This is a genomic window from Mesorhizobium sp. SEMIA396 (assembly GCF_024518615.1).
In the GTDB taxonomy this organism is placed as follows: domain Bacteria; phylum Pseudomonadota; class Alphaproteobacteria; order Rhizobiales; family Rhizobiaceae; genus Mesorhizobium.
The window spans coordinates 145,475-172,032 of record NZ_JANIFC010000001.1 but is presented as its reverse complement, the minus strand read 5'-3'; the positions used below and the strand labels follow the sequence as shown (position 1 = coordinate 172,032).

General features: G+C 62.1%; 24 protein-coding genes. 21 read left to right on the top strand and 3 right to left on the bottom strand.

Features of this window, described 5'->3' with window-relative positions; all coding sequences use genetic code 11:
• Positions 1-68: 68 nt before the first annotated feature.
• The 8 genes from NP503_RS00825 to NP503_RS00795 all read left to right on the top strand — a co-directional run bounded on the left by NP503_RS00825 (position 69) and on the right by NP503_RS00795 (position 8,030).
• The gene (locus tag NP503_RS00825) at positions 69-785 is read left to right on the top strand and encodes an amino acid ABC transporter ATP-binding protein (RefSeq protein WP_127268075.1); all 717 of its coding nucleotides are present in this window, start codon (positions 69-71) and stop codon (positions 783-785) included.
• Positions 786-1,023: 238 nt separating this feature from the next.
• Positions 1,024-1,443 carry an alcohol dehydrogenase catalytic domain-containing protein gene (locus tag NP503_RS33270; RefSeq protein ID WP_127301625.1) on the top strand — a complete coding sequence of 140 codons (420 nt, stop codon included), beginning with the start codon at positions 1,024-1,026 and terminating at the stop codon, positions 1,441-1,443.
• A gap of 96 nt (positions 1,444-1,539) precedes the next feature.
• Positions 1,540-1,785, top strand: a complete 246-nt coding sequence (locus NP503_RS33265; RefSeq protein ID WP_306244472.1) for a hypothetical protein — start codon at positions 1,540-1,542, stop codon at positions 1,783-1,785.
• Between the two features lie 210 nt (positions 1,786-1,995).
• Entirely contained in the window at positions 1,996-2,709 is a 714-nt protein-coding gene (locus NP503_RS00815) for an HAD-IA family hydrolase (protein WP_127268070.1), read from the top strand.
• Between the two features lie 426 nt (positions 2,710-3,135).
• On the top strand, positions 3,136-4,377 hold the full coding sequence (locus NP503_RS00810) for a sugar ABC transporter substrate-binding protein (protein WP_024504867.1): 1,242 nt from the start codon (positions 3,136-3,138) through the stop codon (positions 4,375-4,377).
• 84 nt (positions 4,378-4,461) lie between these two features.
• Positions 4,462-6,015, top strand: a complete 1,554-nt coding sequence (locus NP503_RS00805) for a sugar ABC transporter ATP-binding protein (protein ID WP_127269675.1) — start codon at positions 4,462-4,464, stop codon at positions 6,013-6,015.
• Positions 6,012-6,995: an ABC transporter permease gene (locus tag NP503_RS00800; RefSeq protein ID WP_127269673.1), complete on the top strand. Its 984-nt coding sequence runs from the start codon at positions 6,012-6,014 to the stop codon at positions 6,993-6,995. Before NP503_RS00805 ends, NP503_RS00800 begins: the two co-directional genes overlap by 4 nt.
• Positions 6,996-7,019: 24 nt before the next feature.
• Positions 7,020-8,030, top strand: coding sequence for an ABC transporter permease (locus NP503_RS00795; RefSeq protein WP_164748729.1), 1,011 nt, complete (start codon positions 7,020-7,022; stop codon positions 8,028-8,030).
• Positions 8,031-8,178: 148 nt separating this feature from the next.
• Here the strand turns inward: NP503_RS00795 and NP503_RS00790 are convergent, their stop codons facing one another.
• From NP503_RS00790 to NP503_RS00780, 3 genes are all read right to left on the bottom strand, one after another.
• Entirely contained in the window at positions 8,179-8,946 is a 768-nt protein-coding gene (locus NP503_RS00790) for an SDR family NAD(P)-dependent oxidoreductase (RefSeq protein WP_127269669.1), read from the bottom strand.
• Between the two features lie 77 nt (positions 8,947-9,023).
• Complete coding sequence (locus NP503_RS00785; protein WP_024505477.1) at positions 9,024-10,025, bottom strand: LacI family DNA-binding transcriptional regulator; 1,002 nt, start codon at positions 10,023-10,025, stop codon at positions 9,024-9,026.
• A 37-nt stretch (positions 10,026-10,062) separates the two neighbouring features.
• Positions 10,063-11,061, bottom strand: coding sequence for a 4-hydroxythreonine-4-phosphate dehydrogenase PdxA (locus NP503_RS00780; RefSeq protein ID WP_127269667.1), 999 nt, complete (start codon positions 11,059-11,061; stop codon positions 10,063-10,065).
• 86 nt (positions 11,062-11,147) lie between these two features.
• On the opposite strand from NP503_RS00780, the gene NP503_RS00775 reads away from it, so the two are divergent.
• The 13 genes from NP503_RS00775 to NP503_RS00715 all read left to right on the top strand — a co-directional run bounded on the left by NP503_RS00775 (position 11,148) and on the right by NP503_RS00715 (position 26,513).
• Positions 11,148-12,659: an aldehyde dehydrogenase family protein gene (locus NP503_RS00775; protein WP_127269665.1), complete on the top strand. Its 1,512-nt coding sequence runs from the start codon at positions 11,148-11,150 to the stop codon at positions 12,657-12,659.
• On the top strand, positions 12,583-13,605 hold the full coding sequence (mmsB, locus tag NP503_RS00770) for a 3-hydroxyisobutyrate dehydrogenase (protein WP_306663759.1): 1,023 nt from the start codon (positions 12,583-12,585) through the stop codon (positions 13,603-13,605). The genes NP503_RS00775 and mmsB overlap by 77 nt, the downstream gene beginning before the upstream one ends.
• Positions 13,602-14,909, top strand: coding sequence for a histidinol dehydrogenase (gene hisD, locus NP503_RS00765; protein ID WP_024505473.1), 1,308 nt, complete (start codon positions 13,602-13,604; stop codon positions 14,907-14,909). Before mmsB ends, hisD begins: the two co-directional genes overlap by 4 nt.
• A gap of 102 nt (positions 14,910-15,011) precedes the next feature.
• Entirely contained in the window at positions 15,012-15,896 is an 885-nt protein-coding gene (locus NP503_RS00760) for an amidohydrolase (protein ID WP_127273113.1), read from the top strand.
• The gene (locus NP503_RS00755; protein ID WP_127269010.1) at positions 15,868-16,806 is read left to right on the top strand and encodes an NAD(P)-dependent oxidoreductase; all 939 of its coding nucleotides are present in this window, start codon (positions 15,868-15,870) and stop codon (positions 16,804-16,806) included. The genes NP503_RS00760 and NP503_RS00755 overlap by 29 nt, the downstream gene beginning before the upstream one ends.
• Positions 16,796-17,710: an NAD(P)-dependent oxidoreductase gene (locus NP503_RS33370; RefSeq protein ID WP_127269011.1), complete on the top strand. Its 915-nt coding sequence runs from the start codon at positions 16,796-16,798 to the stop codon at positions 17,708-17,710. Before NP503_RS00755 ends, NP503_RS33370 begins: the two co-directional genes overlap by 11 nt.
• Positions 17,707-18,483: an SDR family NAD(P)-dependent oxidoreductase gene (locus NP503_RS00745; protein ID WP_268930483.1), complete on the top strand. Its 777-nt coding sequence runs from the start codon at positions 17,707-17,709 to the stop codon at positions 18,481-18,483. Before NP503_RS33370 ends, NP503_RS00745 begins: the two co-directional genes overlap by 4 nt.
• Before the next feature lie 223 nt (positions 18,484-18,706).
• Positions 18,707-19,162, top strand: a complete 456-nt coding sequence (locus tag NP503_RS00740; protein ID WP_127269012.1) for a hypothetical protein — start codon at positions 18,707-18,709, stop codon at positions 19,160-19,162.
• 25 nt (positions 19,163-19,187) lie between these two features.
• The gene (locus NP503_RS00735; protein ID WP_127269013.1) at positions 19,188-20,075 is read left to right on the top strand and encodes an N-acyl homoserine lactonase family protein; all 888 of its coding nucleotides are present in this window, start codon (positions 19,188-19,190) and stop codon (positions 20,073-20,075) included.
• A 42-nt stretch (positions 20,076-20,117) separates the two neighbouring features.
• Positions 20,118-21,164 (top strand): ABC transporter permease, encoded by a 1,047-nt coding sequence (locus NP503_RS00730; protein ID WP_127386678.1) that lies wholly within the window; start codon positions 20,118-20,120, stop codon positions 21,162-21,164.
• 88 nt (positions 21,165-21,252) lie between these two features.
• Positions 21,253-22,446 (top strand): substrate-binding domain-containing protein, encoded by a 1,194-nt coding sequence (locus tag NP503_RS00725; protein ID WP_164748731.1) that lies wholly within the window; start codon positions 21,253-21,255, stop codon positions 22,444-22,446.
• 83 nt (positions 22,447-22,529) lie between these two features.
• A complete protein-coding gene (locus tag NP503_RS00720) occupies positions 22,530-25,076 on the top strand; it encodes an ATP-binding cassette domain-containing protein (protein ID WP_206517115.1) in 2,547 nt (848 codons plus the stop codon).
• 369 nt (positions 25,077-25,445) lie between these two features.
• Positions 25,446-26,513, top strand: coding sequence for a histidinol-phosphate transaminase (locus NP503_RS00715; RefSeq protein WP_236382674.1), 1,068 nt, complete (start codon positions 25,446-25,448; stop codon positions 26,511-26,513).
• The last annotated feature ends 45 nt before the right edge of the window (positions 26,514-26,558 follow it).

Below are 26,558 nucleotides of genomic sequence, written 5' to 3'. Positions count from 1 at the left end.
GCCGGCCGCAGGGAGATGTCCACGTGAGTTCAGAACAGGCGAACGCAACCGTCTCGCTCGCGGTGAGCATGGAAAACGTCGAGAAATACTACGGCGCTTTCCATGCGCTGAAGGCCGTCAACCTGACGGTCCGCACAGGCGAGCGAATCGTCCTTTGCGGCCCGTCCGGCTCGGGCAAGTCGACGCTCATCCGCTGCATCAACCAGCTCGAGCAGGTCCGCAGCGGCAAGATCGTCGTCGACGGCATCGAACTCACCGCGGGGCCGAAGAACGTCGAGGCGGTGCGCCGCAACGTCGGCATGGTGTTCCAGCAGTTCAACCTGTTCCCGCACATGACGGTGCTCGAAAACTGCACGCTAGCGCCCATGAAGGTTTCCGGCATCGCCAAGGCGAAGGCGGAGGAGACCGCGCGCAAATACCTCGCCCGCGTGCGCATTCCCGAACAGGCCCACAAATATCCCGCCCAGCTTTCGGGCGGCCAGCAGCAGCGCGTGGCGATCGCGCGCGCGCTCTGCATGAATCCCAGGATCATGCTGTTCGACGAGCCGACCTCCTCGCTCGACCCGGAGATGGTCAAGGAAGTCCTCGACACCATGATCGAACTGGCCAACGAAGGCATGACCATGCTCTGCGTCACCCACGAGATGGGCTTCGCCCGCCAGGTCGCCGACCGCGTCATCTTCATGGACCAGGGCGAGATCGTCGAGATGGGCGAGCCGGGCACCTTCTTCGACAATCCGAGGGAAGCCCGCAGCAAGGCGTTCCTCAGCCAGATCAGCCATTGAACATGGCGTGCGCCTTGTACTGAAGCGGCGACGGCAGATGCTGCGGGATACGAGGATTTGAACATGATGCGCGCCGTGGTTCTGCATGCCGAGAGAAGACCTGCGCGTCGAGGAAAGGGCCAGGCCCGAACCTGGCCCCTAACAGGTGCTGGTGCGGATCGCCAATGGCGGCATCTGCGGCTCCGACCTGCATTGTTAGAACCATGGCGGCTTCGGGCCGGTCCGAGTGCGCGAGCCGATGATCCTCGATCACGAGATTTCCGGGCATGTCGCGGCGCTCGGCGCCGGTGTCGTGGGCGTGCAGTTGGGCGCTATGGTCGCCGTCAGTCCGTCGTCGCCCTGCGGCCATTGCGGCTTCTGCTGCAGCGGCCAGCCGATCCACTGTTCCGACATGCGCTTCCTCGGCAGCGCCATGCGCACGCCGCTCGTGCAGGGCGGGTTTGCCGACTACATCGTCTGCGACGCCGCCAACGCCGTCGCCATGGCTGCCGGCGTCGACGCCGCGATCGGCCTCCTCCTCCTGCTTTCGGCGCGACTGGCGCGCGCGAAGTGGTGGTCACCGACATCCTCGACAAGCCGCTCGCCCTCGCCCCTTCGCTCGGCGCCGACCATACGGTCAACGTCGGGCGGTCGGGCCGGATGCGCTGGCCGGCTATGAGTCCAACAAGGGCTATTCGACGTCGTCTTCGAGGTCGCCGGCTAGTCGCTGACCATCGCCGGGGCACTGCGCGCGACACAGCCGCGCAGCACCATCGTGCCCGTCGGCCAGGGCGCCGTCCCCGAACTGCCGATCTCGACCATCGTCGGCAAGGAACTGGTGCTGCGCGGCAGCTTCCGCTTCGCCGGCGAGTTTTCGCTCGCCGCCAAGCTCATTGGTTCGGGCCGGATCGACGTGGCGCCGCTGCACAGCGCGACCATGCCGGTCACTGATGCCAATGACGCCTTCCTGCTGGCAGGCGACAAGAGCCGGGCCATCAAGGTACAGATCGCCTTCGCCTGAACGCAGTCGTCGCGCGGCGATCGCCTTCCGCGGCGCGACGCAGGCTGCCGCCACGTTCCGCGAGGTGGGGGGTGCCCAACGGATACTTTCCTTCGCCGGGCTCTCCGTTAGTTTCGATGGGAGGAAGACCCTCGATACGATGCGCCTCATAGCACGCACCGCGAAACCCGCCGGTGCTCCCCTTTTTCCAAATTCGAAGAGAAGACCGCCATGTCCAGCAAGAAACCCGTAGCCATCGTCTTCGACACATTCGGATCCGTGGTGGACTGGCGCGGCAGCCTGGTCGCCGAAATGAAGGAACTCGGTGGCAAGCGCGGCGTCAACGGCGACTGGGCCGCCGTCGCCGACGCATGGCGCCACGGCTATCACCGGATGCTCGATGAAGTAACCGCGGGCACGCGGGACTACGGCCTCCTCGACGACCTGCATCGCGAACTGCTCGACGAGGCCATGCGCGATGTTGGCGTCACCGGCTTCAGAGAGGACGACCTGCGCGACATCAACCTCGGCTGGCATCGCCTCAAGGCCTGGCCGGATGCCGTGGCGGGCCTGACGCGGCTGAAGACCAAATACATCGTCGGCTCGCTTTCGAACGGCAACGTGCGCCTGCTGGTCGACATGGCCAAGGGCGCGAACCTGCCGTGGGACGTGGTCTTCGGCTCCGACATGTTCTCACGCTTCAAGCCGCATCCCGACACCTACCTGGGCAGCGCCCGGCTGCTCAATCTCGAACCGGGCGAGGTCATGCTGGCGTCGGCGCACAATGGCGACCTCGCCAACGCGCGCAAGTACGGTTTGATGACCGGCTTCTTCCTGCGTCCCACCGAATTCGGCCCCAACCAAGCGATCGACCTTGCCGCCGAGGCGGATTGGGATGTCATCGCCGACGACATCGAGGACATGGCCACCAAGCTCGACACCTGACGGTGGCGGTCGCGCCAATGGCGCCGGCATTCTCCTTCTCGGTCGGTCTAGGCTCGCCCGCTTCCTACCTCATCCTGAGCTTGTCGAAGAACACTGGCCCGATTGCGAAGGCAGGGCGTGGTGACGACAAAGCGCGGCCATCCCTCCACCTGAATATCACCGTTTCCTCGCCGTTCGCGATGCCGACATGGTGAACAACGATTTGAGCCCTCTTGCCGGGGCGGCTAGGACTTCGGTTGGGGATTTGCCTTAGGACAGTGCTTCCAGGCAATATTTGTTCGGCTGCATGCTTCTATAGTTCATCACCCCTATCACCGAATAGCTTCAGCAAACGAATTGGAGGTCTTCTTTCGCAGCAGGGAGGCAATGCCGGTACCCCAGGTACCGCATTCGCGAATGGCAGGAAGAGTTTGGAGGAGGAATTCAATGAAGAAATATATAGCGGCAGCTTTATTCTCGCTGTCCCTGGCATTTGCCGCGACGGCCCAGGAAGCCGCGCGACCGGACTTCATACCCGAGGCCGACTGGGGCAAGATCAAGGGTCTCATAGATCCGAGCCGTGTCCAGTGGCAGCCTTACAAGGGGATCGCCGTCAAGCAGGACGGGTCGCCCTACAAGGTGCTCTATTTGCCGGTGTGGATGGGCGACGACTACCAGGTCATCGCGCAGCATCTCCTGCAGACCCAGCTCGAGGAAGCCGGCGCGACCTTCACCACGAGCTCGGCCGAATTCGACGTGCCGACGCAGACGCGCCTGATGGAAGACGCCATCGCCACGCACGCCTACGACGCGATCGTGCTGCATCCCATCGACCCGACCTCCATGGCCACCACCATCGACAAGGCCATCGCATCCGGGATCGACGTCTACAACTGGGTGCTTCCGGCCAACACCGACAAGCTCACCGGCTTTGCCGGCTATGATGCCGACACGATGGAAGGCAACGGCCAGATCGGCGTGAAATTCTCCGAACTCGCCAAAACGGCGGGCGCTACCGCCGAGAAGCCTTATCGCGTGCTGGAGATCTGGGGCGCACGCGCCCTGCCGATCTGCCAGGCCCGTCACCACGGCGTCGGTCTGGGGCTGGCGGGAGATCCCGCTGTCGAGATCGTCGAATCGGTCGACACGTCCGGCCAGCCGGAGTCGGTGATCAAGGCTATCCAGGATGCCTTTGCCCGCTATCCCGACATCAAGGCCATCTATCCCCAGTTCGGCGATGCCGGCGCCATCACAGAGGGCCTGCGCTCCGTCGACCGTCTGGCGCCCGCCGGCGATCCGAACCACGTCGTCGTCATCCTCCAGGATATCGACAAGGCGATGCTGGCACCTTTGCGCGACGGCACCTTCGACTTCACGGTGTCGAACAACCCGTGGCACCAGATCGATGTCGTCGTGAAGCAGTTCCTCTGGCACACCGTGCTCAAGCAGCCGTTGGGCGACGGCGATGCCAATTCCGGAACGGTCAAGCTGCCGCGCCGAGTATTGCTGCCGATGCCGCTCCTGACGGGTGCGACGATCGACACGGATGCAGCGCATATGTGGGGCGGAACCGTCGCCTTCACCGACATGCCGCTCGGCAAGTGGAACTACTGGCCAGTCCTCGACACCAAGGAGATCGGCCTCCCCGTCCCGACGCTCGCCGACCGCAAGAGCCTCCTCGGCTATTGAGGCGCATCCGTTCGTCGCGCGGGTGGCTGCAATCCCACCGCGCGACAGACGCCGGGCGGTATCCAGGGAACAGGTGAGACACGCGTGGGTGACATCGTCCTGAGCATGGTGGGCATCACCAAGTCCTTCGGGAGCATCAAGATTCTGAGGGACGTGGCGCTCGAATTGCGCGCCGGCGAGGTCCACGCCCTTCTCGGCGAGAACGGCGCCGGCAAAAGCTCATTGATGAAGATCCTCATGGGCGTGCTGCGGCCCGACAGCGGCGAATACACGGTGCGCAGCAAGCAGGCCCAGTTTTCCAATCCATCCGAGGCGCAGCGCAACGGCGTCTCGATGGTCTATCAGGAGTTCGGCCTGGTCCAGTATCTGAGCGTCACCGAGAATATCCTTCTCGGCCGCCTGCCCGCCCGCTGGGGCAAGGTCGACTGGCCCAAGGCGCGCCGCGAGGCCGCGCAGATCCTGCAGCGGCTCGGCAGCAGAGTGTCGCCCGATGCCACGGTCGGCGACCTGAAGGTGGCCGACCAGCAGGAAGTGGAGATCGCGCGCGCCCTCTCCTACGATCCGGCCGTCTTCATCATGGATGAGCCGTCCTCCGCCTTGTCGCGCGTCGAGATCGACAATCTCTATGGCCTCGTCAGGGTGCTCAAGCAGCGCGGCGTCGCCATCGTCTACATCTCGCACAAACTCGAAGAAGTCTTCGCGCTCGCCGACCGGGTGACGATCCTGCGCGACGGCGCCGTCGTCAAGAGCTGCGGCATCGCCGAAATCGACATGGCGACGCTGGTCGAGCGCATGACCGGCAAGCCGGTTGACAGCACATCAACGTTGCGGCAGGCGGCCGGACCGGGCGCCGGCAGGCTCCTCGAACTCTCCGGATTTTCCGCCGACGGCCTGTTCGAAGGAATCGACCTGACCATCGCGAAGGGCACCATCGTCGGCATCGCCGGCGTGATCGGCGCGGGCAAGAGCGAACTCGCGCGCGCCATCGTCGGTGCGCTGCCGGACGGAACCCGTGTCAAGGGCAGCCTTCACTTCGATGGCGTGGCGGTGAACGTCGCCACGATGACGCCGAGCAAGGCGCGCCGGCTCGGCATCGGCTTCGTCAGCGAGGATCGCCAGGCCGAAGGCATCGTCCAGGAGCACTCGGTCGGCTTCAACATGGTGCTGCCGGCACTGAGCCGAGTGACGACTGCGGGCGTGCTCGTCGGCCGCCGGGTGCGCGGCCTGGTGGCCCGAGTGATGGACGATGTGGGGCTGCGGCCGCGCGAACCGGGCAAGCTCGTGCGACTGCTCAGCGGCGGCAACCAGCAGAAGGTGGTCATCGGCAAGTGGATCGCCGCCGGTTCGAAGCTCTTCATTCTCGACGAGCCGACCCGGGGTATCGACGTCGGCGCCCGCCAGGAGATCTACGACGTCATCCGCCGCCAGGCGCGGGAGCGGGGCGTCGGCGTTTTGCTGCTGTCATCCGACATGCGCGAGATCATGGTGGCGTCGGACCGCATCCTGATCATGGCGCAGGGCCGGATCACACGCGAAGTCGCGCCCGATCGGGTCAGCGAGCGCGACTTGCTCGAAATGGTGCTCGTGCGCGGCGACAAGGGCGCCGATATCGCTGGCGTGCCGGAGGCGCACGGATGAAGAGCTTCCTGCGCAACGACAACGTGCTGCGCGCGCTCATACTCGTGGCGCTGATCGTCGTGTTCGGCCTCTTAACCGGAGGCGTTACCTACAGTGCGCGCGGGCTGTCCAACATCCTGCTGCAGAGTTCCATCATCGGCATAGCCGCTATCGGCCAGACCTTTGTCATCCTGACGGGAGGCATCGACGTGTCGCTCTACGGCATCGGCGTCTTCGCAAGCGTACTTGGCGCTTCCACGCTGACCAGCCGCTTCGACCTCAACATGGTCGGCGGCGATCCTTGGCCAGTTCCCGTCGGTATCGCCATTATCCTGCTCGTCGGCATCGTGATGGGCGCCGTCAACGGCCTGCTGGTCGCGCGGCTGCGCGTGCCCGCGCTGATCGCGACGCTCGGCATGTGGCAGATCGGCCTGGGTCTCGCCCAACTCGTCGGCGGCGGCTACACGATCACCGATCTGCCTTCGAGCCTTAGCATGCTGGGACAGGGCTCGATCCGGGGCGTGCCCGTGCCGGTCATTGAGATGCTCCTGCTCTTCGCGCTGGCGCATTTCGTGCTCAGCCACACGTCCTTCGGCCGAGCCATCTATGCCGTCGGCGGCAATTCCGCCAGCGCGTATCTCTCCGGCATCAAGGTCCGGCGCGTGCAGTTCCTCGTCTTCGTGATCTCGGGACTGATGGTCGCACTCGCCGCCCTGTCGATCGAATCGCGGATGATGTCGGTCTCGATCAGGACGCTGAGCGGGCTGCAGCTCGACAGCATCGCCGCTGTCGCGATCGGCGGCGTCAGCATCTATGGCGGCCGCGGCACCGTGCTCGGCGTGTTGTTAGGGACACTGATCCTCGCCGTCATCGACAGCGGCCTCGGCGCCATGGGCGCCAGCACCGACGTCCAGAACACGGTCAAAGGTGCGGTCATCATCCTGGCGGTGTCGATCGAATTCTTCCGCCGCCGCGAGCGGCCAACCCGCATCACGGCCTGACATGCAATTGCGGAGGCAACCAGAGTGATCGTCGACCAACTTCGGGAAGCGGATGCCGGGCCGGGCCGCCGAGGCTTTGGCTTCGGCGTACTGACCAGCGACGACTTCGTGCGCCTGCTCATCCTCGCCGCCTTGATCGCGGGGTTCGCAATCGTCACGCGCGGCGCCACAATCGGCACCGAAAACCTCGCGAACGTGCTGATCCAGTCGTCCATCCGAGGCATTGCCGCCTGCGGGCAGGCGTTCGTGGTGCTCACGGTAGGCCTCGATCTCTCGGTGAGCGGCATCGTGGCGGTGACGCTGATGGTCGGCGGCAGCCTCGTCACCACCAACCCGCAATTCAGCCTTCTCGGCATCGCGATCTCTCCGCTTCTCGCCATCCCGGTGATGCTCTTCGTTGGCGTCGCGTTCGGCACCGCCAACGGTTTCCTCGTGGCACGGCTGCGGTTGCCATCCCTGATCGTGACGCTTGGCGTCTGGCAAATCGGCGTCGGGCTCGCCTATCAGGTGACCGGCAGTGGCTTCGTCGACAGCATCCCCTCGAGCATTGCCTTCATCGGCCAGGGCAGCCTGCTCTACGTGCCCAACCCGGTCATCCTGTTCTTCGCGATCGTGGCGCTCAGCTATTTCGTCCTGCACCGGACCGCTTTCGGGGCCGAAATCTACGCCGTTGGGGGCAATTCCCGATCGGCCTTCATCAGCGGCGTGCGCGTGGTGCGCGTGCGCATCATCGTGTTCGCCATTGCCGGCAGCTTCTATGCGATCGGCGCCGTAATCAGCATGTCGCGCTACATGAGCGCCACGATGGCGCAGACGACCGGCCTCGAACTATCGACGATCGCCGCGGTTGCCATCGGCGGCGTCAGCCTGTCGGGCGGCAAGGGCAGCATCGTCGGCGTGCTGCTCGGTACGCTGATCATCGGCGTCGTCGACAATGGGTTGAGCATCACTGGCGTCGGACCCGCCCAACAGGCGATCCTGAAAGGCGCCATCATCATCTTCGCAGTGATGCTCGACGGCTTTTCGCGACGCTGATGGCGCGCCCGGCTCGCCGCCGATCCGATCAGAACACCGCCCGCCAAACCTCGGGCACGAAGGCTTACGAGCGCCGTTCCTGAAATCGCGCTCTCATTCCGGGGTTCGCCTGTCCGGCATCCAGATCATGCGACCCTCCAGCAGGTTCTTAGTCCGCAGTCCAACCGCCGTCGATGATCATGGACGATCCCGTCATGAGAGAGGATGCATCGGACGCCAGGAAGACAACCGCCCCGGTTATGTCGTCGACATGACCGATGCGGCCAAGCTTTATCTTGGACAGCACCTCCGCCCTGAAGGCCTCATTCTTGAGAAAATTCTGAGCGAGCGGCGTTTCGACAAACGTCGGGCAGACGGTGTTGACACGGATCTTGTATGGAGCCAGATCTATTGCCGTAGCCTTGGTCATCCCCTCCATCGCCCATTTAGAGGCGCAGTAGACGCTGCGCGTCGCGGCGCCGACATGGCCCATCTGCGACGACATATTTATGATGCTTCCGCCCACGCCTTGCTCGACCATGCGCCGCGCGACGATCTGCGCTACAAAGAAGGAAGCGCGCAGGTTGAGCCCGATGATGTCGTCGAAATCGGCCCGCGTTACGTCAAGGAATGGGTTGGTGCGGTTCATCCCGGCATTATTGACCAGCACGTGAAAAGCCGGCCTGTGTGAAACAGCTTCACTCACTGCCGAAACGTCCCGGATATCGAGAGCGATGGCTTCGGCTTGTCCGCCCGCGCGAGTGATATTGGCCGCGGCAGCCTCCACCTCGCTCAATGTGCGGGCGGCCAGAACGACCTCGGCACCAAAGTGGGCGAGCGCATGAGCGGCGGCCAGTCCCAGCCCCCGCCCGGCTCCGGTAACAAGCGCCCGTTTTCCGTCCAGCCTGAAATTTGGCGCGACTTGATTTTCCTCCATAAATCACTCTCCATTTCCTCAAATTGAGAATACGTATGCATATGTATTTGCTAAATTAGTATCTGGCGTTGATCAGCTCAGGCGGTTGCAGGACCAATGTTGGTAGAGCCGCGAATGATCAGTTCGCCGGGTATGCGAATAGCCGCTGGTGGAAAGTCTGCCGGATCAAACAGCAGGGACAGGGACCGCCCCACCATCGCCTCGATCGGCTGGCGGAAGGTGGTGAGGTCGTATGCCGGCCAGGCGGCCGAGGGAATGTCATCGAAGCCCACGATGGAAACATCGCGCGGAACTTTCAGCCCAAGCCCGAAGCGCGCGGCATCCAGCGCGCCAAGCGCCATGACATCGGCGATACAGAAGATGGCGTCCGGGGGAGTCGGGCCGGACAGCAGATTGATCGCTGCCCTGTAACCCCCGCCATAGGTGTTTTCGCCGAATTGCTCGCCAATGATTTGGACTCCATGGCGGCGCAATTCATCCTGAAAGCCGGCGCTACGTTCGCGGTGGGTCGACGTATCAGGGCGGCCCCCTATAAGGGCTATACGCCTATGCCCTGCGGCAACAAGAAGGGCGGCAACTTCCATAGAAGCCGACCTGTTCTCGCAGCACACTGAATTGATCGAAAAGTCGTCGACGGAGCGGTTGAACAAAACCACCCGAGTGTTCCTGTTGTGCAGGATGTCGCGCATTCGCGACGACAACACAGCTGACGTGACGATCAAACCGTCGATCTCGTACTGAAGCATCGATGGCAGCACGTCATCGACTTCGAAACCCTTGGGCACGGAAAGCAACAGGAGCTGCTTGCCCATGGCGTTGAGCTTCTGGGTGTAGATTTCCAGGACGGCCGGGTAGAACGGATTGAGGATATCGGCCATGATCAGGCCAACCATATTCGTCTTCTTCGTCTGCAGGCTTCGCGCGATCCCATTTGGCGTATAGCCCAAGCGCTCCGCCGTCTTGCGAATCTTTTTCTTTGTCTCCTCTGAAATCCTCCCGTCGCCGGCGAGCGCGCGAGACACCGTCGATTGCGATACGCCAGCCTCCCGCGCGACATCCACCGAAGTTGACCGTCTCATGCATTGGATCCTTTGCGCAAATCAGCTTTTGCGCCTGTTATGCTGCCTTGCGCGCAGCAATAGCAAGACGATGCGCGAGATCAAACGCTGCTGTCAGCCCGGCGGGGTCGGCGCGATTTTGGCCAACAATGTCGTAGGCTGTTCCTTGCGAGGCGGTAACGATTGGCAGCGGCAATCCGCCAAGAACGGTCGAGGTGTTGGTGAAACCGAGTGTCTTCAGCGCGATCTGGCCCTGATCGTGGAACATGGTGATGATCAAGTCGAGCTTCTCCGGCCCCACACGCAGAAAGACGGTATCGGCCGGATAGAGGCCGGCGACATCGTATCCAAGCTCCTTTAGCCTTTCGACAGCGGGGAGGATAATCTCGATCTCCTCAGTGCCCATTGCGCCGCCTTCTCCCAAATGCGGGTTAAGGCCGGCAACGGCTATTCTCGCACGTTTGCCGCTTGATGATTCGACCGCCCTGGCGCCGGCCACCGTGGCCGCAATGATGGACTCCACGGAGATGTTGTCGGCCACGGCGCGAAGCGGGATATGCGAGGTTACGCGGGCCGTCCAGAGAGCCCCCTGGTTATTCATTTCGCAGCAGAAGCCAGTAACCCCGAGGCGATTTGAGAAAAAATGCAGTTCGTCGATCGCCTTGTGACCGGCCAGCCACATCGCCTGTTTGTTGAGCGGACCATAGACAATCGCATCGAGCTGCCCTGCCCCGGCCGCGTCTGCTGCACTCTCCAGCGCCGCGAGCGTGGCAGTTCCGCCCTCCGCGCTCGCCACACCGGGTTTGTGGCCGCCTCGATCCAGACCTGAAATCAGCGCCACGCCGCCACGCTCCGGAATTGATGAGACGCCATCGACGACCGGGATTTCAGCATCGAGTCCAGCGATTCGCATTCCGTCGCGAAAGCTCCCTTTCCCACAAAAGACGGCAACGCGAAGGTCACTCTGGCGCCCCTTTGCATTGACCAATTTGGCGCAAAGTTCCGGACCGACACCGGATGGGTCTCCCGCGACGAGGCCGATTGTTGTCACAGACATTTCTCACTCCTGTTTGACAAACTCATTTCAAATGTCTAACAGAGTGCATACGTATGCTCAATCAAAAACGACAGAAGCCATCTCATATGAAAGCCTTTGCAACAGACTCTCTTGAAGCGCGCATCGGCGCGCAAACCACGGAAGCGAGACGACTTTCGGGCCAGATCGTCTGCGGCGGCGGCTTGAGAAAAGCGCTCACAACCGCGCAATTCGATATCGAGAACCCCGCCACCGAAGAGATCATCGGCTCTGCGCCACGCTGCGGCATAGAGGATGTCAATTCTGCGGTGGATGCGGCTTCCCTTGCGTTCCGGTCTTGGTCGGCAACGCCGGCGAGAGAGCGCGGCGCCCTGCTCATGCGGGCAGCCGATCATCTCGACGGCTTCCGTGAAGACATTGCCCGGCTCTCGTCGCTGGAGACTGGCAACGCACTTCCAACCCAATCGCGCAATGAAGCCGGCACCATGGTCGACATCCTGCGTTATTTCGGTGGCCTGGCCGGCGAGATCAACGGCCAGACCTATCCGCCCGATCCTGGCCGGCTGCTCTATACGCGACGCGAGGCGCTTGGAGTCGTTGGCGCGATCATTCCGTGGAATGCACCGCTGATGCAGCTTGCCAGCAAGATCGCCCCGGCACTCGCCGCGGGCAACACCGTCGTGCTAAAGCCGGCCGAGCAAGCACCCTTGGCAGTGCTTCGGGTGTTCGAACTGCTGCAGGCGGTTCTGCCACCCGGCGTCGCGAACGCAATCACCGGGCTCGGCGAGGAAGCAGGTCGCCTGCTTTGCCAACATCCGGCTGTACGCAAGATCAGCTTCACCGGATCGAGCGCCGTCGGCGCCTTGATCATGCACTACGCCGCCGACAAGATCATACCAGTCACAGCCGAACTCGGTGGCAAGAATCCGAACATCGTCCTGGCTGATGCCAATGTCGATCGCGCGGCGCGTGGCATTCTGCAGGGGCTTCGGCTTCAGCGTCAGGGCCAGTCGTGTTCCGCCGGTACGCGGATCTATATCCACGACGCCATCTATGATGCGGTGATCGAGCGCGTCCTGGCCGGCATTCCGTCTTTTCGGGTTGGAAACCCGCTGGATGAAGCGACACAGGTGGGCTGTATCGTATCGCGCAAGCAGTTCGATCGTGTCGAACGCTATATCGAAATGGCGCGGCAGACGCCGGGCGCCCGTATCCTTTGCGGCGGCCAGCGTCCCGAAGGTCTGGACAAGGGTTATTACTACTCGACGACGCTGATCGAGGGCGTTCCCGCAAGCTCACCCGTTTGCCGTGACGAGATCTTCGGGCCGGTCGCGACTGTCTCACGCTTTACCGATTTCGAGACCGTGCTGCAGGAAGCCAACGACACGCCTTACGGCCTCGCGGCAACGATTTTCACGGAAAACCTCCCGGCGGCGTTCGACTTCGTGTCGCGCATCGACGCCGGCTTCGTGCAGGTCAACCAGTTTGCCGTCGCGGAAGCCAACATCGAATATGGGGGGACGAAAATGAGCGGCATGGGACGTGAGCTCTCGCTGGCAAGCATGGTCCAGCATTTCACCTGGTCGAAGACCGTCATCGTCAACACGTCGGCTGCCTGACCGGGAGAATGCTCAAGTGAAAACCGTCGCTTTCCTTGGACTTGGCAATATGGGTCAACCAATGACCCGCAATCTGGTCCAAGCTGGCTTTCCAGTCATTGGCTTCGACCCGTCTTCGGCCGCACAGGACGCGGCTGAGAAGCAGGGCGTGAAACGTGCCACCTCCGCCGCCGAGGCGGCTTCATCGGCCGATGTGGTTATCACCATGCTTCCGACCGGAGACAATGTCCGCGACGTCTATCTTGGAGCGTCGGGTGTCATCGCGGCATCCCGCAAGGGTGCGCTCTTGATGGATAGCAGCACGATTTCATCGACCGTCACCGTGGAAATCGCCGCTGCCGCCCGCGCCGCCGGCCGGCGCATGATCGATGCACCGGTTTCAGGCGGGACGCCGCGCGCCCATTCCGGCACTTTGACTTTCATGGTCGGCGGCGAGGCCACGGATGTCGAGCATGCCCGCCCTCTGCTGGAAGCAATGGGACAGCGCATCTATCATGTCGGGGCTTCGGGAGCGGGCCACACGGCGAAGCTCTGCAACAACATTCTGTCCGGAATATGCATGGCGGGAACTGTCGAGGCGCTGGCACTCGGTGTCGCCAATGGTCTCGACCCAGCAATCCTCAGCGATGTGATGCGCAACTCCTCGGGCAACAACTACGCGCTCGAGCGCTATCACCCATTCCCGGGCCTGATGGAGAATGTGCCCTCTGCCAACGGTTTTGCCGGCGGTTTCCGCTCGGATTTCCAGTTGAAGGACATGCGGCTCGCCAAGGAACTGGCGAACAGCTCGAAAGTCCTGGCAGCGATGGGAAATCTGGCAACAGAGCTCTTCGCCATCCATTGCCAGAATGGACATGCCGGCGAGGACTATTCGAGCATCATCAAACTGGCGCTCGATCTCGACAGCTACTTAGAAGGCAGGACGACGGAAGGGGCGACCAAGTGATCCGCAAACTCAAAGAGGGGCGCGACCCGAGCGCCGTGGCAGCCGATCAGGCCACCGTCAGAGCCACTGTAGAGGGCATCATCGCAGATGTCCGTGCGCGTGGCGATGTTGCGGTGCGCGAGCTTTCGATCCGCTTCGACAAATGGGACCGCAAGGATTTTCGCCTGACCGATGCGGAAATACGCGCCTGCCTTGCGGAACTGTCCGAACAGAACCTGAGCGACATCCGCTTCGCGCAGGAACAGGTTCGCAACTTCGCGCAGCATCAGCGCGAAGCGTTGCGCGATATCGAGATCGAAACCCTGCCGGGCGTTGTTCTTGGGCACAAGAACATCCCCGTTCAGTCCGTCGGCTGCTATGTGCCAGGCGGAAAATATCCATTGCTGGCTTCGGCCCATATGTCGGTCATTACGGCCAAGGTTGCCGGCGTGCCGCGCATCTTCACGGCTGCGCCGCCTTACGAGGGGCGCCCTGCCGCGGCGATCGTTGCGGCCCAGCACCTGGCAGGCGCGGATGAAATCTATTGTCTCGGCGGTGTGCAGGCCGTAGCCGCCATGGCACTGGGCACACAAAGCATCCAGTCCGTTGCCATGCTGGTCGGTCCAGGCAACGCCTTTGTGGCGGAAGCCAAGCGCCAGCTCTATGGGCAGGTCGGCATCGATCTCTTCGCCGGTCCGACGGAAACCCTGGTCATTGCCGATGACAGCGTCGACGCCGAGCTATGCGCGACCGATCTCCTCGGCCAAGCCGAGCATGGTCCCAACTCACCGGCAGTCTTGCTGACCAATTCAGAGGCCCTCGCCAAAGCCACGATCGCAGAGGTCGAAAGGCTGCTGAATATCCTGCCGACTGCCGTCGTCGCCCGTCGCGCATGGGAGGATTATGGCCAGGTGATCCTGTGTTCGACAGAGGACGAAATGGTCGGTGAAGCAAACCGCATCGCATCGGAACATGTGCAGGTCATGACACGCGATCCCGATATCTTCCTCGAGCGGATGACGAACTACGGGGCGCTGTTTCTCGGGCCGCGAACCAATGTCGCCTATGGCGACAAGGTGATTGGAACCAACCACACGCTGCCGACGGCGGGAGCCGCCCGTTACACCGGCGGCCTTTGGGTCGGCAAGTTCCTGAAGACCGTTACCTATCAACGCGTCCTGACCGATGAGGCCTCGGCAATGATCGGCGAATACTGTTCGCGCCTTTGCATACTTGAAGGGTTCGCCGGCCATGCCGAGCAGGCAAACGTTCGTGTCCGTCGCTATGGCGGGCGCAACGTCCCCTATGCGGCCGCCGCTGAATAAATCGCGATAAATCGCGGCGACGACTGCGGATGCCGGATGAGGAGCTGGCATCCAATCTGAGACGGGTCGTCCCGAGACGGAGAGGAGACAGACGTGACTGATATGCCGATGGTGGATGCTCACGTCCACTTCTGGAATCCCGAGCAGAACTATTATCCGTGGCTCAACGATCGGCCGCTGATCCCATTCCGCTATGGCGACTACTCCTCGATATGCCGGCCGTATCTGCCGGCCGATTACAAGCGGGACGCTGTCGGCCACCACGTTGTCAAGACGGTCTATATCGAAGCCGAGTGGGATCCGAATGATCCAATCGGCGAGATGGATTATATCGCCTCCCTTCGTCGTGAGACGGGGTGGCCTAACGTCGCTGTCGGCCAGGCATGGCTCGACCGGGACGACCGCGCCCGGGTGCTGGAGCGGCTGGCCGGTTTCGACTTCGTACGCGGCCTGCGTCACAGGCCGAAATCCAATCCCAAGCCCGGCTCAGCCGCTCCAGGCAGCATGGTCGACCCGCATTGGGTCGAAGGTTTCGCCATGCTGTCCAGCTATGGTTTGCGGTTCGATCTGCAGACACCATGGTGGCATCTGCACGAGGCGTGCACGCTCGCCGACCGCTTCCCGCAGACGCAGATCATCCTGCTGCATTCAGGGCTGCCGGCCGATCGCAGTGCCGAGGGGATTGCCGGCTGGAAGGCGGCAATGACCGAATTCGCCAAGCGGCCCAACGTGGCAGTGAAGATCTCCGGCATCGGCCTGCCTGGCCAGCCTTGGACGGTCGCCAACAACCGCGACATCGTGAGGTCGATCATCGAGATTTACGGCGTCGAGCGCTGCCTGTTCGGGAGCAATTTCCCGGTCGACAGTGTGTGCGGCACGCTCGATAAGATCTTTGGTGGCTACAAGGAGATCACGGCGGATCTCGGACCTGAAGCGCAAAAGCGCCTGTTCCACGACAATGCGGTCCAATTCTATGACATCCGGTAAGCCGCGCCTTGCCTATATCGGCGTCGGCCTGATGGGCGGACCCATGGCCGCGCGCCTTGCAGGGCTTGGCTACAAGCTACGAGTCTTCGACGCCGATGCCGGCCGGCAAGCTGCGGCTATGGCTTCGGGTGCAGTTGGCGCTGCGTCGCCAAAAGACTGTGTCGAGGACGCGGATCTCGTGCTCCTCAACCTGCCGTCGCAGGCGGCAGTCGAAACCGTGGTGTTTGGCCAAGCGGGCCTGTCGGATGCTCTGCTGTCACCGCAGATCGTGGTGGATTTCTCAACCGTGTCGCCGGATTTCTGCCGGTCCATCGGTTGGCGCGTCCAAGCGGCCACGGGATGCGAATGGATCGACGCTCCGGTTTCGGGTGGTCCCTCGGCGGCAGGCGAAGGCAATCTGACGATCATGGCCGGCGGCTCGGATTGGGCGATCGCACGCATCCGTTCCTTAATCCAGGACGTCGGCCGGCAGTTCACCCATGTCGGACAGACAGGCATGGGTTCGGTTGCCAAGATGATCGCGCAGCTCGTGGTCGGCACGAATTATGCTGTTCTGGCCGAAGCCGTGCGCCTCGCTGAAGCGGCAGGAATGGATGCTGCGCTGCTGCCCGAATGCGTGAAATACGGCCATGCCGACGGCGTTCTGATGCAACAGCTCTATCCACGTATCGCCGCACATGATTTCGCGCCGCGGGCCTATGCGCGTCAGCTGCTGAAAGACCTCGACATGGTGCAGGAGCTCGCCCGTAGTTCGGGCACGGCAACCCCAATGTCCGGCCAAGCCGCCCAGCTCTTTCGTCTGCTTATCACCGCCGGCCACGGCGACATCGACGGCACCGGCATCTATCGCCTCTACGAAGGCGCGCCGTCACATCTTACAGCGATCGGGGAGAGCGCGCGTGCCCAGTAATTCTTACGGATTCGTCGGTCTCGGTGCAATGGGCATGCCCATGGTCAGCAAGGCTCTAGCAGCCCAGCTCGACGTCCACATCTTCGATACCAACGCTGCGGCCGTCGACGTGCTTGTCGCGCAGGGAGCAAAGCGGCAAGACAGCGCCGCCGCGGTCGCCAATGCGGTCGAGACGGTCTTCGTCAGCCTGCCAAACGCGCCGATCGTCGAGGCCGTCGCGCTGGGCGAGGCAGGCCTTATCCATGGCAAACGCATCAAGCACTATATCGACCTCTCGACCACCGGCCCGACAATGGCGCGCAAGGTCGGCGATGCGATGGCGGGGCGCGGCGTATCGGTGCTGGATGCGCCTGTCAGCGGAGGACCGATAGGCGTCCGCAACGAGACGCTGGCGGTCATGGCTTCGGGGTCGGAGCACACCTTGGAACGGGCACGGCCTTTCCTGGCGACATTTGCCAAGACCTTTGTTCATCTCGGCCCCGAAGTGGGCAAGGCACAGATCCTCAAGCTCGCCAATAATCTTCTCACCGCAACCAACATGGTGATCGTCGGCGAGGCGCTGGCGTTCGCCGAAAAGGGCGGCATCGAGCCCGAGGATCTGTTCCGGATCATCAATGCCGGCTCCGGCCGGTCCTGGGTGTCGGAGATCGCCTATCCAAAGCATGTGGTGACACGCCGCTACGACCAGAATTTTCGCACCGAGCTGATGCACAAGGACGTGACGCTCTGCATGCAGGAAGCGGAGCGCATGGGCGTGCCGATGTGGCTCGGCGCCAACGTTCGCCAGTTCTGGCAGTTCGCCATGACGCAAGGCATGGCCGATGCCGATTGCTCGCGCATCGCGGCCCTCATCGAGGGTTGGGCGGGCGTGGAAATCGAAGACGCGGCCGAGGCTGCCGAATGAATGAACATGGGGAGGACTACGCCGTGATGCTGAAGGACAAGACCGCCATCATTACAGGCGCGGCGTCGCCGCGCGGCATTGGCAAGGCCACGGCCCGGCGGTTTGCCGCGCAGGGATGCCGTGTGGCAATCTTCGACCTCGACGAAGAAGCCGCCATGAATGCAGCGCGCGACATCGGCCCCGAACACATCGGCGTCGTCTGCGACGTCCGGGATCCAGCTTTTTGCCGCAAGGCGGTTGGTGACGTCATGGCCCGCTTCGGACATGTCGACATCCTGATCAACAATGCCGGCATCAGCCAACCCGACCGGCTGATGGATATCACCCAGGAGAATTTCGATCTGGTCATCGATTCCAGCCTGCGGGGCAGCCTGAACATGGCCCAGGCTAGCGTGCCTTCGATGATCGACCGACGGACCGGCGCGATCGTTTCGATCGGCTCGATCGCGGCCCAGATCGGCGGTGGCATTTTCGGCGGGCCGCATTATTCCGCAGCCAAGGGCGGCATCCACAGCCTCACCAAATCGATGGCGCGCGAACTGGCGCAGCACAATATCCGCGTCAACGCGATTGCCCCAGGCACGATCGACACGGACATCTTTGGCGACAAGCTGACCGAAGACAAGCGGCGCGACATCGTCGTGAACATCCCGCTTGGCCGGCTCGGAACGGCTGACGATATCGCAAAAGCTTGCCTGTTTCTGGTCTCAGACCTGTCCGACTACGTGACGGGGCTCATTCTCGACGTCAACGGCGGCCGATTCATGCACTGAAAAGACAGTCCGCACGGCCCTGCGGATCGATGCGACGACGAAACATTGGAGGCGACGCATGCTCAGGATCAATTCCGGACAAGACGAGGCTCCGCTTGCGCATGGGGCGGCGCTTCCACCATTTCGTCGTGAATTTCCAGCGCCTTCTTCAGCGATCGAAAGCGTGCATCGTCCCGCCTGTTCGATATGGGACACCCCCCGCGAGTTCCAGCCAGATGCCTTGTTGAAGTCAGGGATCAAGGATGAAGCGGTTGCCTCCTACCTGTCAGACACCCGCCCGCTCTATGACGCCGCCAAGCGTTGCGTTAGCCAGCTTTCGGGAATCCTGCTTCTGCTCCAGACCGACAGCCTCGACCGCAACCGCAACGATCTCTTGCTGGCGTCGGTGACAAGGCAGTTGCGCGAGGCAACCGACCGGCTGGGTGCGGTGAAGGCGCCGCCGACAGCGGCCCGCCACCAAGCCGCGCTAGCCGATCTGCTTGTGCTTCTCGGCCGGATACTCTCGCGGCTTGATCGTCTTGCCGATCTCATTGATCCGGCAAGTCCCGATCTCGATGCCGTCGTTGACGCGCTTTTTTTCGCGCAGCGGTCGCTGCGGATGGTTTCGGAACCTTCCGCCGGACTGACGCCCGTGGATTTCAGGGCGGCCTGCTGCAACTGCCGACCCGCGAAAAATTAACCGGCTGGATCAAGGGAGGAAACCGGTGTCACTCTATTCGATCTACGTCCTCGAGTACGGCTACGTGCCCGAATACCACAAGAGCGGCGTCATCTACGGCGCCCACAATGAAGGCTATGTCAAGCTGCCCTACTGCTACGCCGTCATCAAGGGAGACGGTTGGGCCGCGATGGTCGACGTCGGTTACAACGACCGCGACTATGGGAACTATCTTGGCATGCTGTTCAATGTCCAGAACTGGCGCGGACCGCGCGAGGTTCTTGCCGAAATCGGATTGACGCCGGAAGACATCAACGCGGTCTTTATCACGCACGCGCATTTCGATCATTTCGGCAATGTTGATGCATTTCCCAATGCCACCTTCTACGTCCAGAAGAAGGAGCTGCAGGAATGGATCTGGGCGATGTCGCTGCCGGACCGCATGCGCTGGATCCTGTCCGGCATCGATACGGCGGATATCCTGCGTGGTGTGCAGCTGGCGCGCGACAAACGCCTGATCGCGGTCGATGGTGCCATGGAAAACGTCTTCCCCGGCATCGATCTTCACGTCGCCTATGACAGCCATACCTTCGCATGCATGTGGGTGACGGTGCGCAATGATGGCAAGACGGATTCCCAGGACACCTGGGTGCTTGCCGGTGATCTTGTTTACCAGTTCGAGAACCTGAACGGCGCCTCCGAACAGCTCAAGATCGACGACATGTATCTCCCGGTCGGCCTGGCCACCGGCAGCCAGATCAATCTGATCATGGCCACCGAAGCCATGATGAAACAGGTCGGCCATGAGTCTCGACGGGTCATACCCGTTCACGAGTCGCGGCTCGAACAGACATTCCCGTCCCGGCTCTCCAGCCAGAAGCTGCGGATCAGCGAAATCTGTCTGGCCAGCGGAGCAAGATCCGCACTGCTTTAACGGACAAGTTCGATGCCGCGAATCCGCAGAAGGACAAGACACGTGGAAAAGCTTTCAGACAAGCCGAAGCCGGTCACGGCCTTAGGAGAAGGTGCATCCGGACCGAGCAGTTGGTTTGCCTCAGCTGGCGGGCCGACCGCGGGTATCGCGGCGGCAACGCTGGTCCTGTTCGTCTTCGGCGGCCTGATCGCCCCGCAAAGTCTTGGCACCGGCGCGATGAGCGGAATGCTGCCCTTTGCCGCCATCCTGGCCCTCATCAGCCTGGGCCAAACGATGGTCATCCAGCAGGGCGGCATCGATCTGTCCGTGCCGGGGATGGTTTCGCTCAGCGCTGTCATCGTCTGCTACTTCGCGGAGAGCCAACCCGATGCCGAGGGCAGTGTTGCCCTGGCCCTCTTCTACGCTTTCGCCGCTGCGGCGGTAGCGGGGCTGATCAGCGGCCTGCTCGTCAGCAAGGTTCGTGTTGCGCCCATCGTTGCCACGATCGGCATGAACGCGCTGCTCTACGGCCTGAACGTCAAGATTTCAGGCGGCACACCGGTGTCTGTGCCCGGGTCGATAGCAGCGTTCGCCAACGGTAAGATCTTTGGCATCACGCAGCTCGCCTATTTGGCAGTAGCGATGGCTATCGTCGTCATTTTCGTCGTCAAGGCGACGACCTTCGGGCGCAATTTCGAGGCTGTCGGCGCAAACATCAGGGCCGCACGCGCGGCAGGTATCGTCGCTGACCGCTACCAGATCGCCGCGTATGTGGGTGCGAGCCTGTTTTATGCGGCAGGCGGCATTCTGCTCGGCGGCCTTATGCAGCTGCCAAGTCCGCAGCAGGGCGACAACTACCTGATGCCGTCGATCGCCGCGACGGTTCTGGGTGGAACCTCGCTGTTTGGCGGCAAGGGCAATTTGGCGGCAACCGTGATCGCCGCCCTCTTTCTCACACAGCTGCAACAATTGGTGCTGACGACGGGCGCCAGCATCGGCGTTCAATACCTTTTCCAAGGTGCCGCGATCCTGGTTGGGGTCGGCATCTATGGTCTGAATTTTCGCAATCTCAGGCGGGCAATCAGCTTGAGGAACAGGTCGACCGCATGATGTCGGCGGCCAAGGGAATAAACAGTTTCAACGCTGTCCATCACGGGCAGGTTGGAGAACAGCAACCAAACTTCGTTGGGAGGAAATGATGAAGTCTTATCTTGGATTAAACGCGATATCGGGCGCCGCGCTCGCCCTGTCGGCCTTTGCAACTGTCTCACCGCTGTCGATCACACAAGCCGGCGCCGCGGATTGGTGCAAGGGCATCGCCGGTGGTGTCTTCTGCGCCGAACCAGCGGCGACGCCGCCGAGCTTCTGCGGAACGAAGGAAATCTCCGTCGCGCTGGCGGATGGCTTCGCCCAGAACCCCTGGCGGCAGATGACGACGGCCGCTGCGATCAACGAGGCCAGCCAGTGCCCGAATGTCACCGGCTGGGATCATACCGACGGACAGGGTAACACCCAGAAGGCAATCTCCGACCTCAGCGGTCTCGCGGCACGCGGCGTCAATGCCATTGTCGTGTTCCCCGATGCCGGACCAGCCATGTTGCCGGCGATCCGCGATGCCTTCAAGCAAGGCAGCACCGTCGTCCCCTACCGGGCCCGTGTCGGCGGCGAGGAAGGCAAGGATTACAGCGTTTTCGTCGGCACGAACTTCCACCAGGATGGCGTCGACTGGGGCAAATGGATGGCCAAGGCCCTCAACGGCAAGGGAAATGTCGCCTACCTCGGCGGGCCTGCCGGAACCAGTCAGAGCCGTGAGCGCGCTGATGGCATCCTCGAAGCTTTCAAGGACTATCCGGGCATCGTCCAGATCGGACAGAAGCCGTTCGAAGTGACGAATTGGGATTCCAGCATGGTCGCCAAATCGCTGGGCGCGCTAATTGCCCAGTATCCGCAGATCGACGGTGTGATCGCGGACCTCAGCATGGGCGTTGTCGCCTCGGGCGTTTTCGAACGGGCTGGTCGGCCACTTCCGCTGATCGCCGGTGAAGACGCCAACGTGTTCGGCTGCACCTGGAAGAAGCTGCACGATGCCGACGCCAAGTCCGCCTTCCAGTACACGACAAACAGCGCCGAGCAGTGGAACGTGCGTCTGGCCGTACGCTGGGCGATCGCTGAGGCAGCCGGCGGCAAGATGGATCAGCCGCTCGTCATAACCGACCCCAACGGCACCAAACATACGGTGGCTGAGGCCGGTGTGAAGGAAGTGACGAACTTCCAGCTCGAGGATTCGCTTGCCGGAACTGTTTTCTGCAATCCGAAGCTTCCGGAATCCGCTTCAAACGGCACCAGCCTGACTGACGAACAGGTCCTGGCAGCCCTCAAGGGCGGTCTCTGATCTCGAGCCAAACGGGGCGGGCTTCTGTCCGCCCCTTCATCTCCTCAAGGAGGATGATGGAAGTCACTTAGGAGGATCGACCCATGGCCACCGTCGAGCAGCTTCAGTCTGACATGGCAACGCCGACCAGTACTGCGTTGGACAGCCCGTTGGGATTGCGCATGCAAGGCGTGTGGAAGCGTTTCGGCCATGTCGTCGCCGTGAAGGACATTTCGTTTGTGGCCCGATGCGGCGAGGTTCATGCGCTTCTGGGAGAAAATGGCGCAGGCAAGTCGACATTGATGGGCATTGCCTCCGGCACTTTGAGCTACGATCAGGGCTCGATTGAAATATGTGGACAATCTGTAGATCGCTTTAGCGCGGCACAGGCGCAACGGCTCGGGCTCGCCATCGTGCATCAACATCCGGCGGTGCTTCCCGATCTGACGGTGGCTGAAAACCTGCTGCTTGCAGTTCCAGCAGCGCTTCGAACGGATTATGCCAATGACTGGGTAATCGCCCAACTCCGTCGTGTTGGCTCTGCCGTTCACCCCAAGACCCGGCTGTGCGATGTCGACATCGCGCAAAGCCAACTGATAGAACTTGCCAAGGCGCTTGCGATCGACCCAAAGATCCTCATTCTTGACGAACCCACCGCGGCTTTGACAGCCGACCTTGTCGACATCCTGTTTCGCAACGTGCGCGAAGCAGCGACTCGGGGCGCGGCGGTCATCTACATTTCGCATCGGCTGCAGGAAATCAGGCAGATCGCAGACACGGTCACCGTCATGCGTGACGGTGAAGTGAAGGGATCGGCACCGATGCGCGATGTCAGTGATGACCAAATCCTCAACCTCATTGTCGGACGCACCGTCACCAAGCAATTTCCGCTCAAATCAGCCGGTGTCTTGAATGGCGCAAGTATTCTTGAGGTCAAAGGGCTTTCGGGCGCTGATTTCGTAGACATCAATATGTCGGCGCGTGGCGGCGAGATCGTTGGTATCGCCGGCATTACCGGAAACGGCCAGAGCGACTTCCTGCGTTCGCTGGCAGGTCTTGGAAATGCCCGTGGAGCCGTCACTCTGGACGGGAAGACCGTGCCGCTCGGCAACCCGGGTGCCGCTCGTAGTGCCGGCATTATCTATCTGTCTCCCGACCGCCAGCATGAAGGCCTTTTTCCCAGTCTTTCCGTGCGCGAAAACGGTACCATCTCGGCCCTGTCACGTTTCGCGAACTTTGGCGTCGTGGACCGTCCGCTCGAACGGCGGCAAATGGAAGCCCAGCGAGTGGACTTGAACATTCGCGCGGCATCGATCGAGCAGAATGTCGCCACGCTGTCTGGCGGGAACCAGCAAAAGACGATCCTGTCACGAGCTCTCCTGGCAGAGGCTTCACTCGTGCTGGCAGAGGAGCCGACAGCCGGGGTTGACGTGGGTGCCCGCGCCGAAATCTATCGCATCCTGCGTGACGTCGCTTCGCGCGGGACATTGGTTGTGATCGTCTCATCCGATATTGTTGAGCTTGAGGGCGTATGCGACCGCGTGCTGGTCTTCTCCCGCGGGCACGTCGTGGGCGAACTCTCAGGCCAAGACGTCAACGAGGCCAATATCGGCCGGACCATGATAACGGCCACCACCCATCGCAAGACCGACCAGCAAGAACGAGACAGATTCGGCACTACGCGTTCATGGCTGCGAATGGTTGCTGCCGGCGACTATGTTCCAAGCTTCGTGCTTGCCGGGCTAATCGTGCTGCTGGGCGTGGTAGCGTCTGGCCACAACATTCGTTTCGTCTCAGGCTTCAACATCGAGAAGATCCTGTTCCTTTCCGCTGCGCTGGCGTTCGTCTCGTTTGGCCAGATGTGCGCAGTGTTCACCGGCAGGATCGATCTGTCGGTCGGTCCGTTGATCGGCTTGAGCCTCGTCATCGCGTCATTCTTCCTGAATGAAGGTGCCGGCATGGCAACGATAATCGTTGGCGTGTTGGCCGTTTTTGGCGCCGCAGCCCTCGTCGGCCTGACCAACGGGACTTTGGTTCGGTTCGGGAACTTCACCTCCGTTGCCGCCACGCTAGGGGTTTACATCATCATTCAGGGCATCTCGGTGTTGCTGAGGCCCTATCCCGATGGGGCCATCAGCGCCACCGTCATGGATACCATCAAAGCCACTATCGGCAGCATTCCGGTCGTGTTCATCGTCGCGTTGGTCCTGGCGATCATCCTCGAAGTCGGCTTGCGCTACAGCCGTTGGGGGATGAGCTTGCGCGCCGTTGGCTCCAACGAGAAAGCGGCGGCGCATATTGGTGTGCGCACAGGCTGGACCGTCGTCGGCGCGTTCATCGCCGGCAGCTTGCTCACAGCGCTTGGGGGCATGATGGTGGTGGCGCAGCTCGGCATCGGCGATCCCAATCAGGGCATCGAATACACGCTGGGCAGCATTGCCGCAGTGGTCCTCGGCGGAGCCAGTCTCTTTGGCGGACGCGGCAGCTTCATCGGCGTGCTGCTTGGCGCCGTCCTGATCCAGGAAGTCAATTCGTCGATGGTTTTCCTGGGCCTGTCGCAAGCCTGGCAATATTGGTTCATCGGCTTGCTGACGCTGATCGCAGTAGCAGTCTATTCTCAGGCCCGGTCAGCGTCCATTGAGAGGCCGTGAAACGAACTGCCGCAGACTGGAGATACGACGTCGAGTGCGCGAAGATCCGAAAAAAAGCGCGAAATCTCCCCCAACCGCATGTCGACGCTTCCCGTCACTTGATGATGCCGATCTTCTTGCGACCAGATTTCGGTCAGTTGTCTGACGGCTTTCGGCAACGCCTTTTCGAGGTGCAAGCATACCGTCATCTTTTCTTCCGCTCTCGTGCTGACCGGGCGTTTTGCGTCCTAAAGTGGGCCAGAATTTCGGGCCCTATGCACGATTAGTTTTTGCTTGTGAACGCGCAGGCGATTTGTAACTTGTCCCACGAGCCGGTCCGGCAACGGTGGTTCACAAGATGGCCGACAGGAACATTCCCATGGACCACCCATGCCTCTGAAAGCTGCCGCTCATGTCGAGGCCATGTCCGCCTTTGCCTTGGCAAGTTTCGGCGGCTGCGACCGGACAACCCTTGCCCAGAACGAGAGCGCTTTCCCACCCAGCCCCAGGGCGATCACCGCCGGCCAGGACGCGATTGCCCGCAGCCATCTCTATCCTGATCCGGACTGGACTGCACTGCGCAAGGCGATCGCGCAGGCCTATGGGATCGATCCCAATCTGATCTTGTGCGGCGCCGGTTCGATGGACCTGATCAGCTGCACCATCGCGGCCTTTGCGGGACGAGGCGACGAGGTGCTGGGCACGGCCTATGCCTATAATTTCGCAGCCTCCGCCGCCGCGCGTGTTGGTGCGGCCTACATCAAGGCGGCAGAGCACGATTTCACCGTTTCGACCGGCAGCATCCTGGCTGCCATCACGCCGGCAACGCGGGTCGCGTTCGTCTGCAATCCCGGCAATCCGACCGGCACCCGCATCCGCAACGCCGAGCTGCTGCGCTTGCGCGCCGCCTTGCCGCAGGATGTGCTTCTGGTGATCGACCAGGCCTATGGCGAGTTCGACGACCAAGACCCCGAACCGATCTTTGCGCTGGTCGCGCGTGGCGATACGGTCGTGCTGCGCACGCTTTCCAAAGCCTATGGCCTGGCCGGCGCGCGCGTTGGCTGGGGGGTGTTTCCGCCTTCGGTCGCGGCCGGAGTGCGCAAGATGCAGAACTCCAACCAGGTCACAATGACAAGCCTAGCAATGGCCGTCGCGGCCGTGGAGGACCAGGCCTATATGCGAGAAACCGTGGCCCGCACAGCGAGGATTCGCGACCAGTTCGCGCATGAGCTGAGGGCTAAAGGATATGACGTCCCGGAGAGCCGGACGAACTTCGTGCTGATCCGCTTCTCCGACGAAGCCGCCGCGGAGGCCGCAGAGAAGGCCTTATGGGGCGCCGATATCATTGTGCGCGGCCTGGGCGGCTACGGCCTCACGGACTGTTTGCGCGCGACGGTCGGCCCGCAAGAGATAATGGATCGGGCACTGCGCATACTGATCGACATGCACGGCGGATAGTGTTGGCTACCGCATGTTTTGCGACAGAAGCCTCGGGAGACTTGA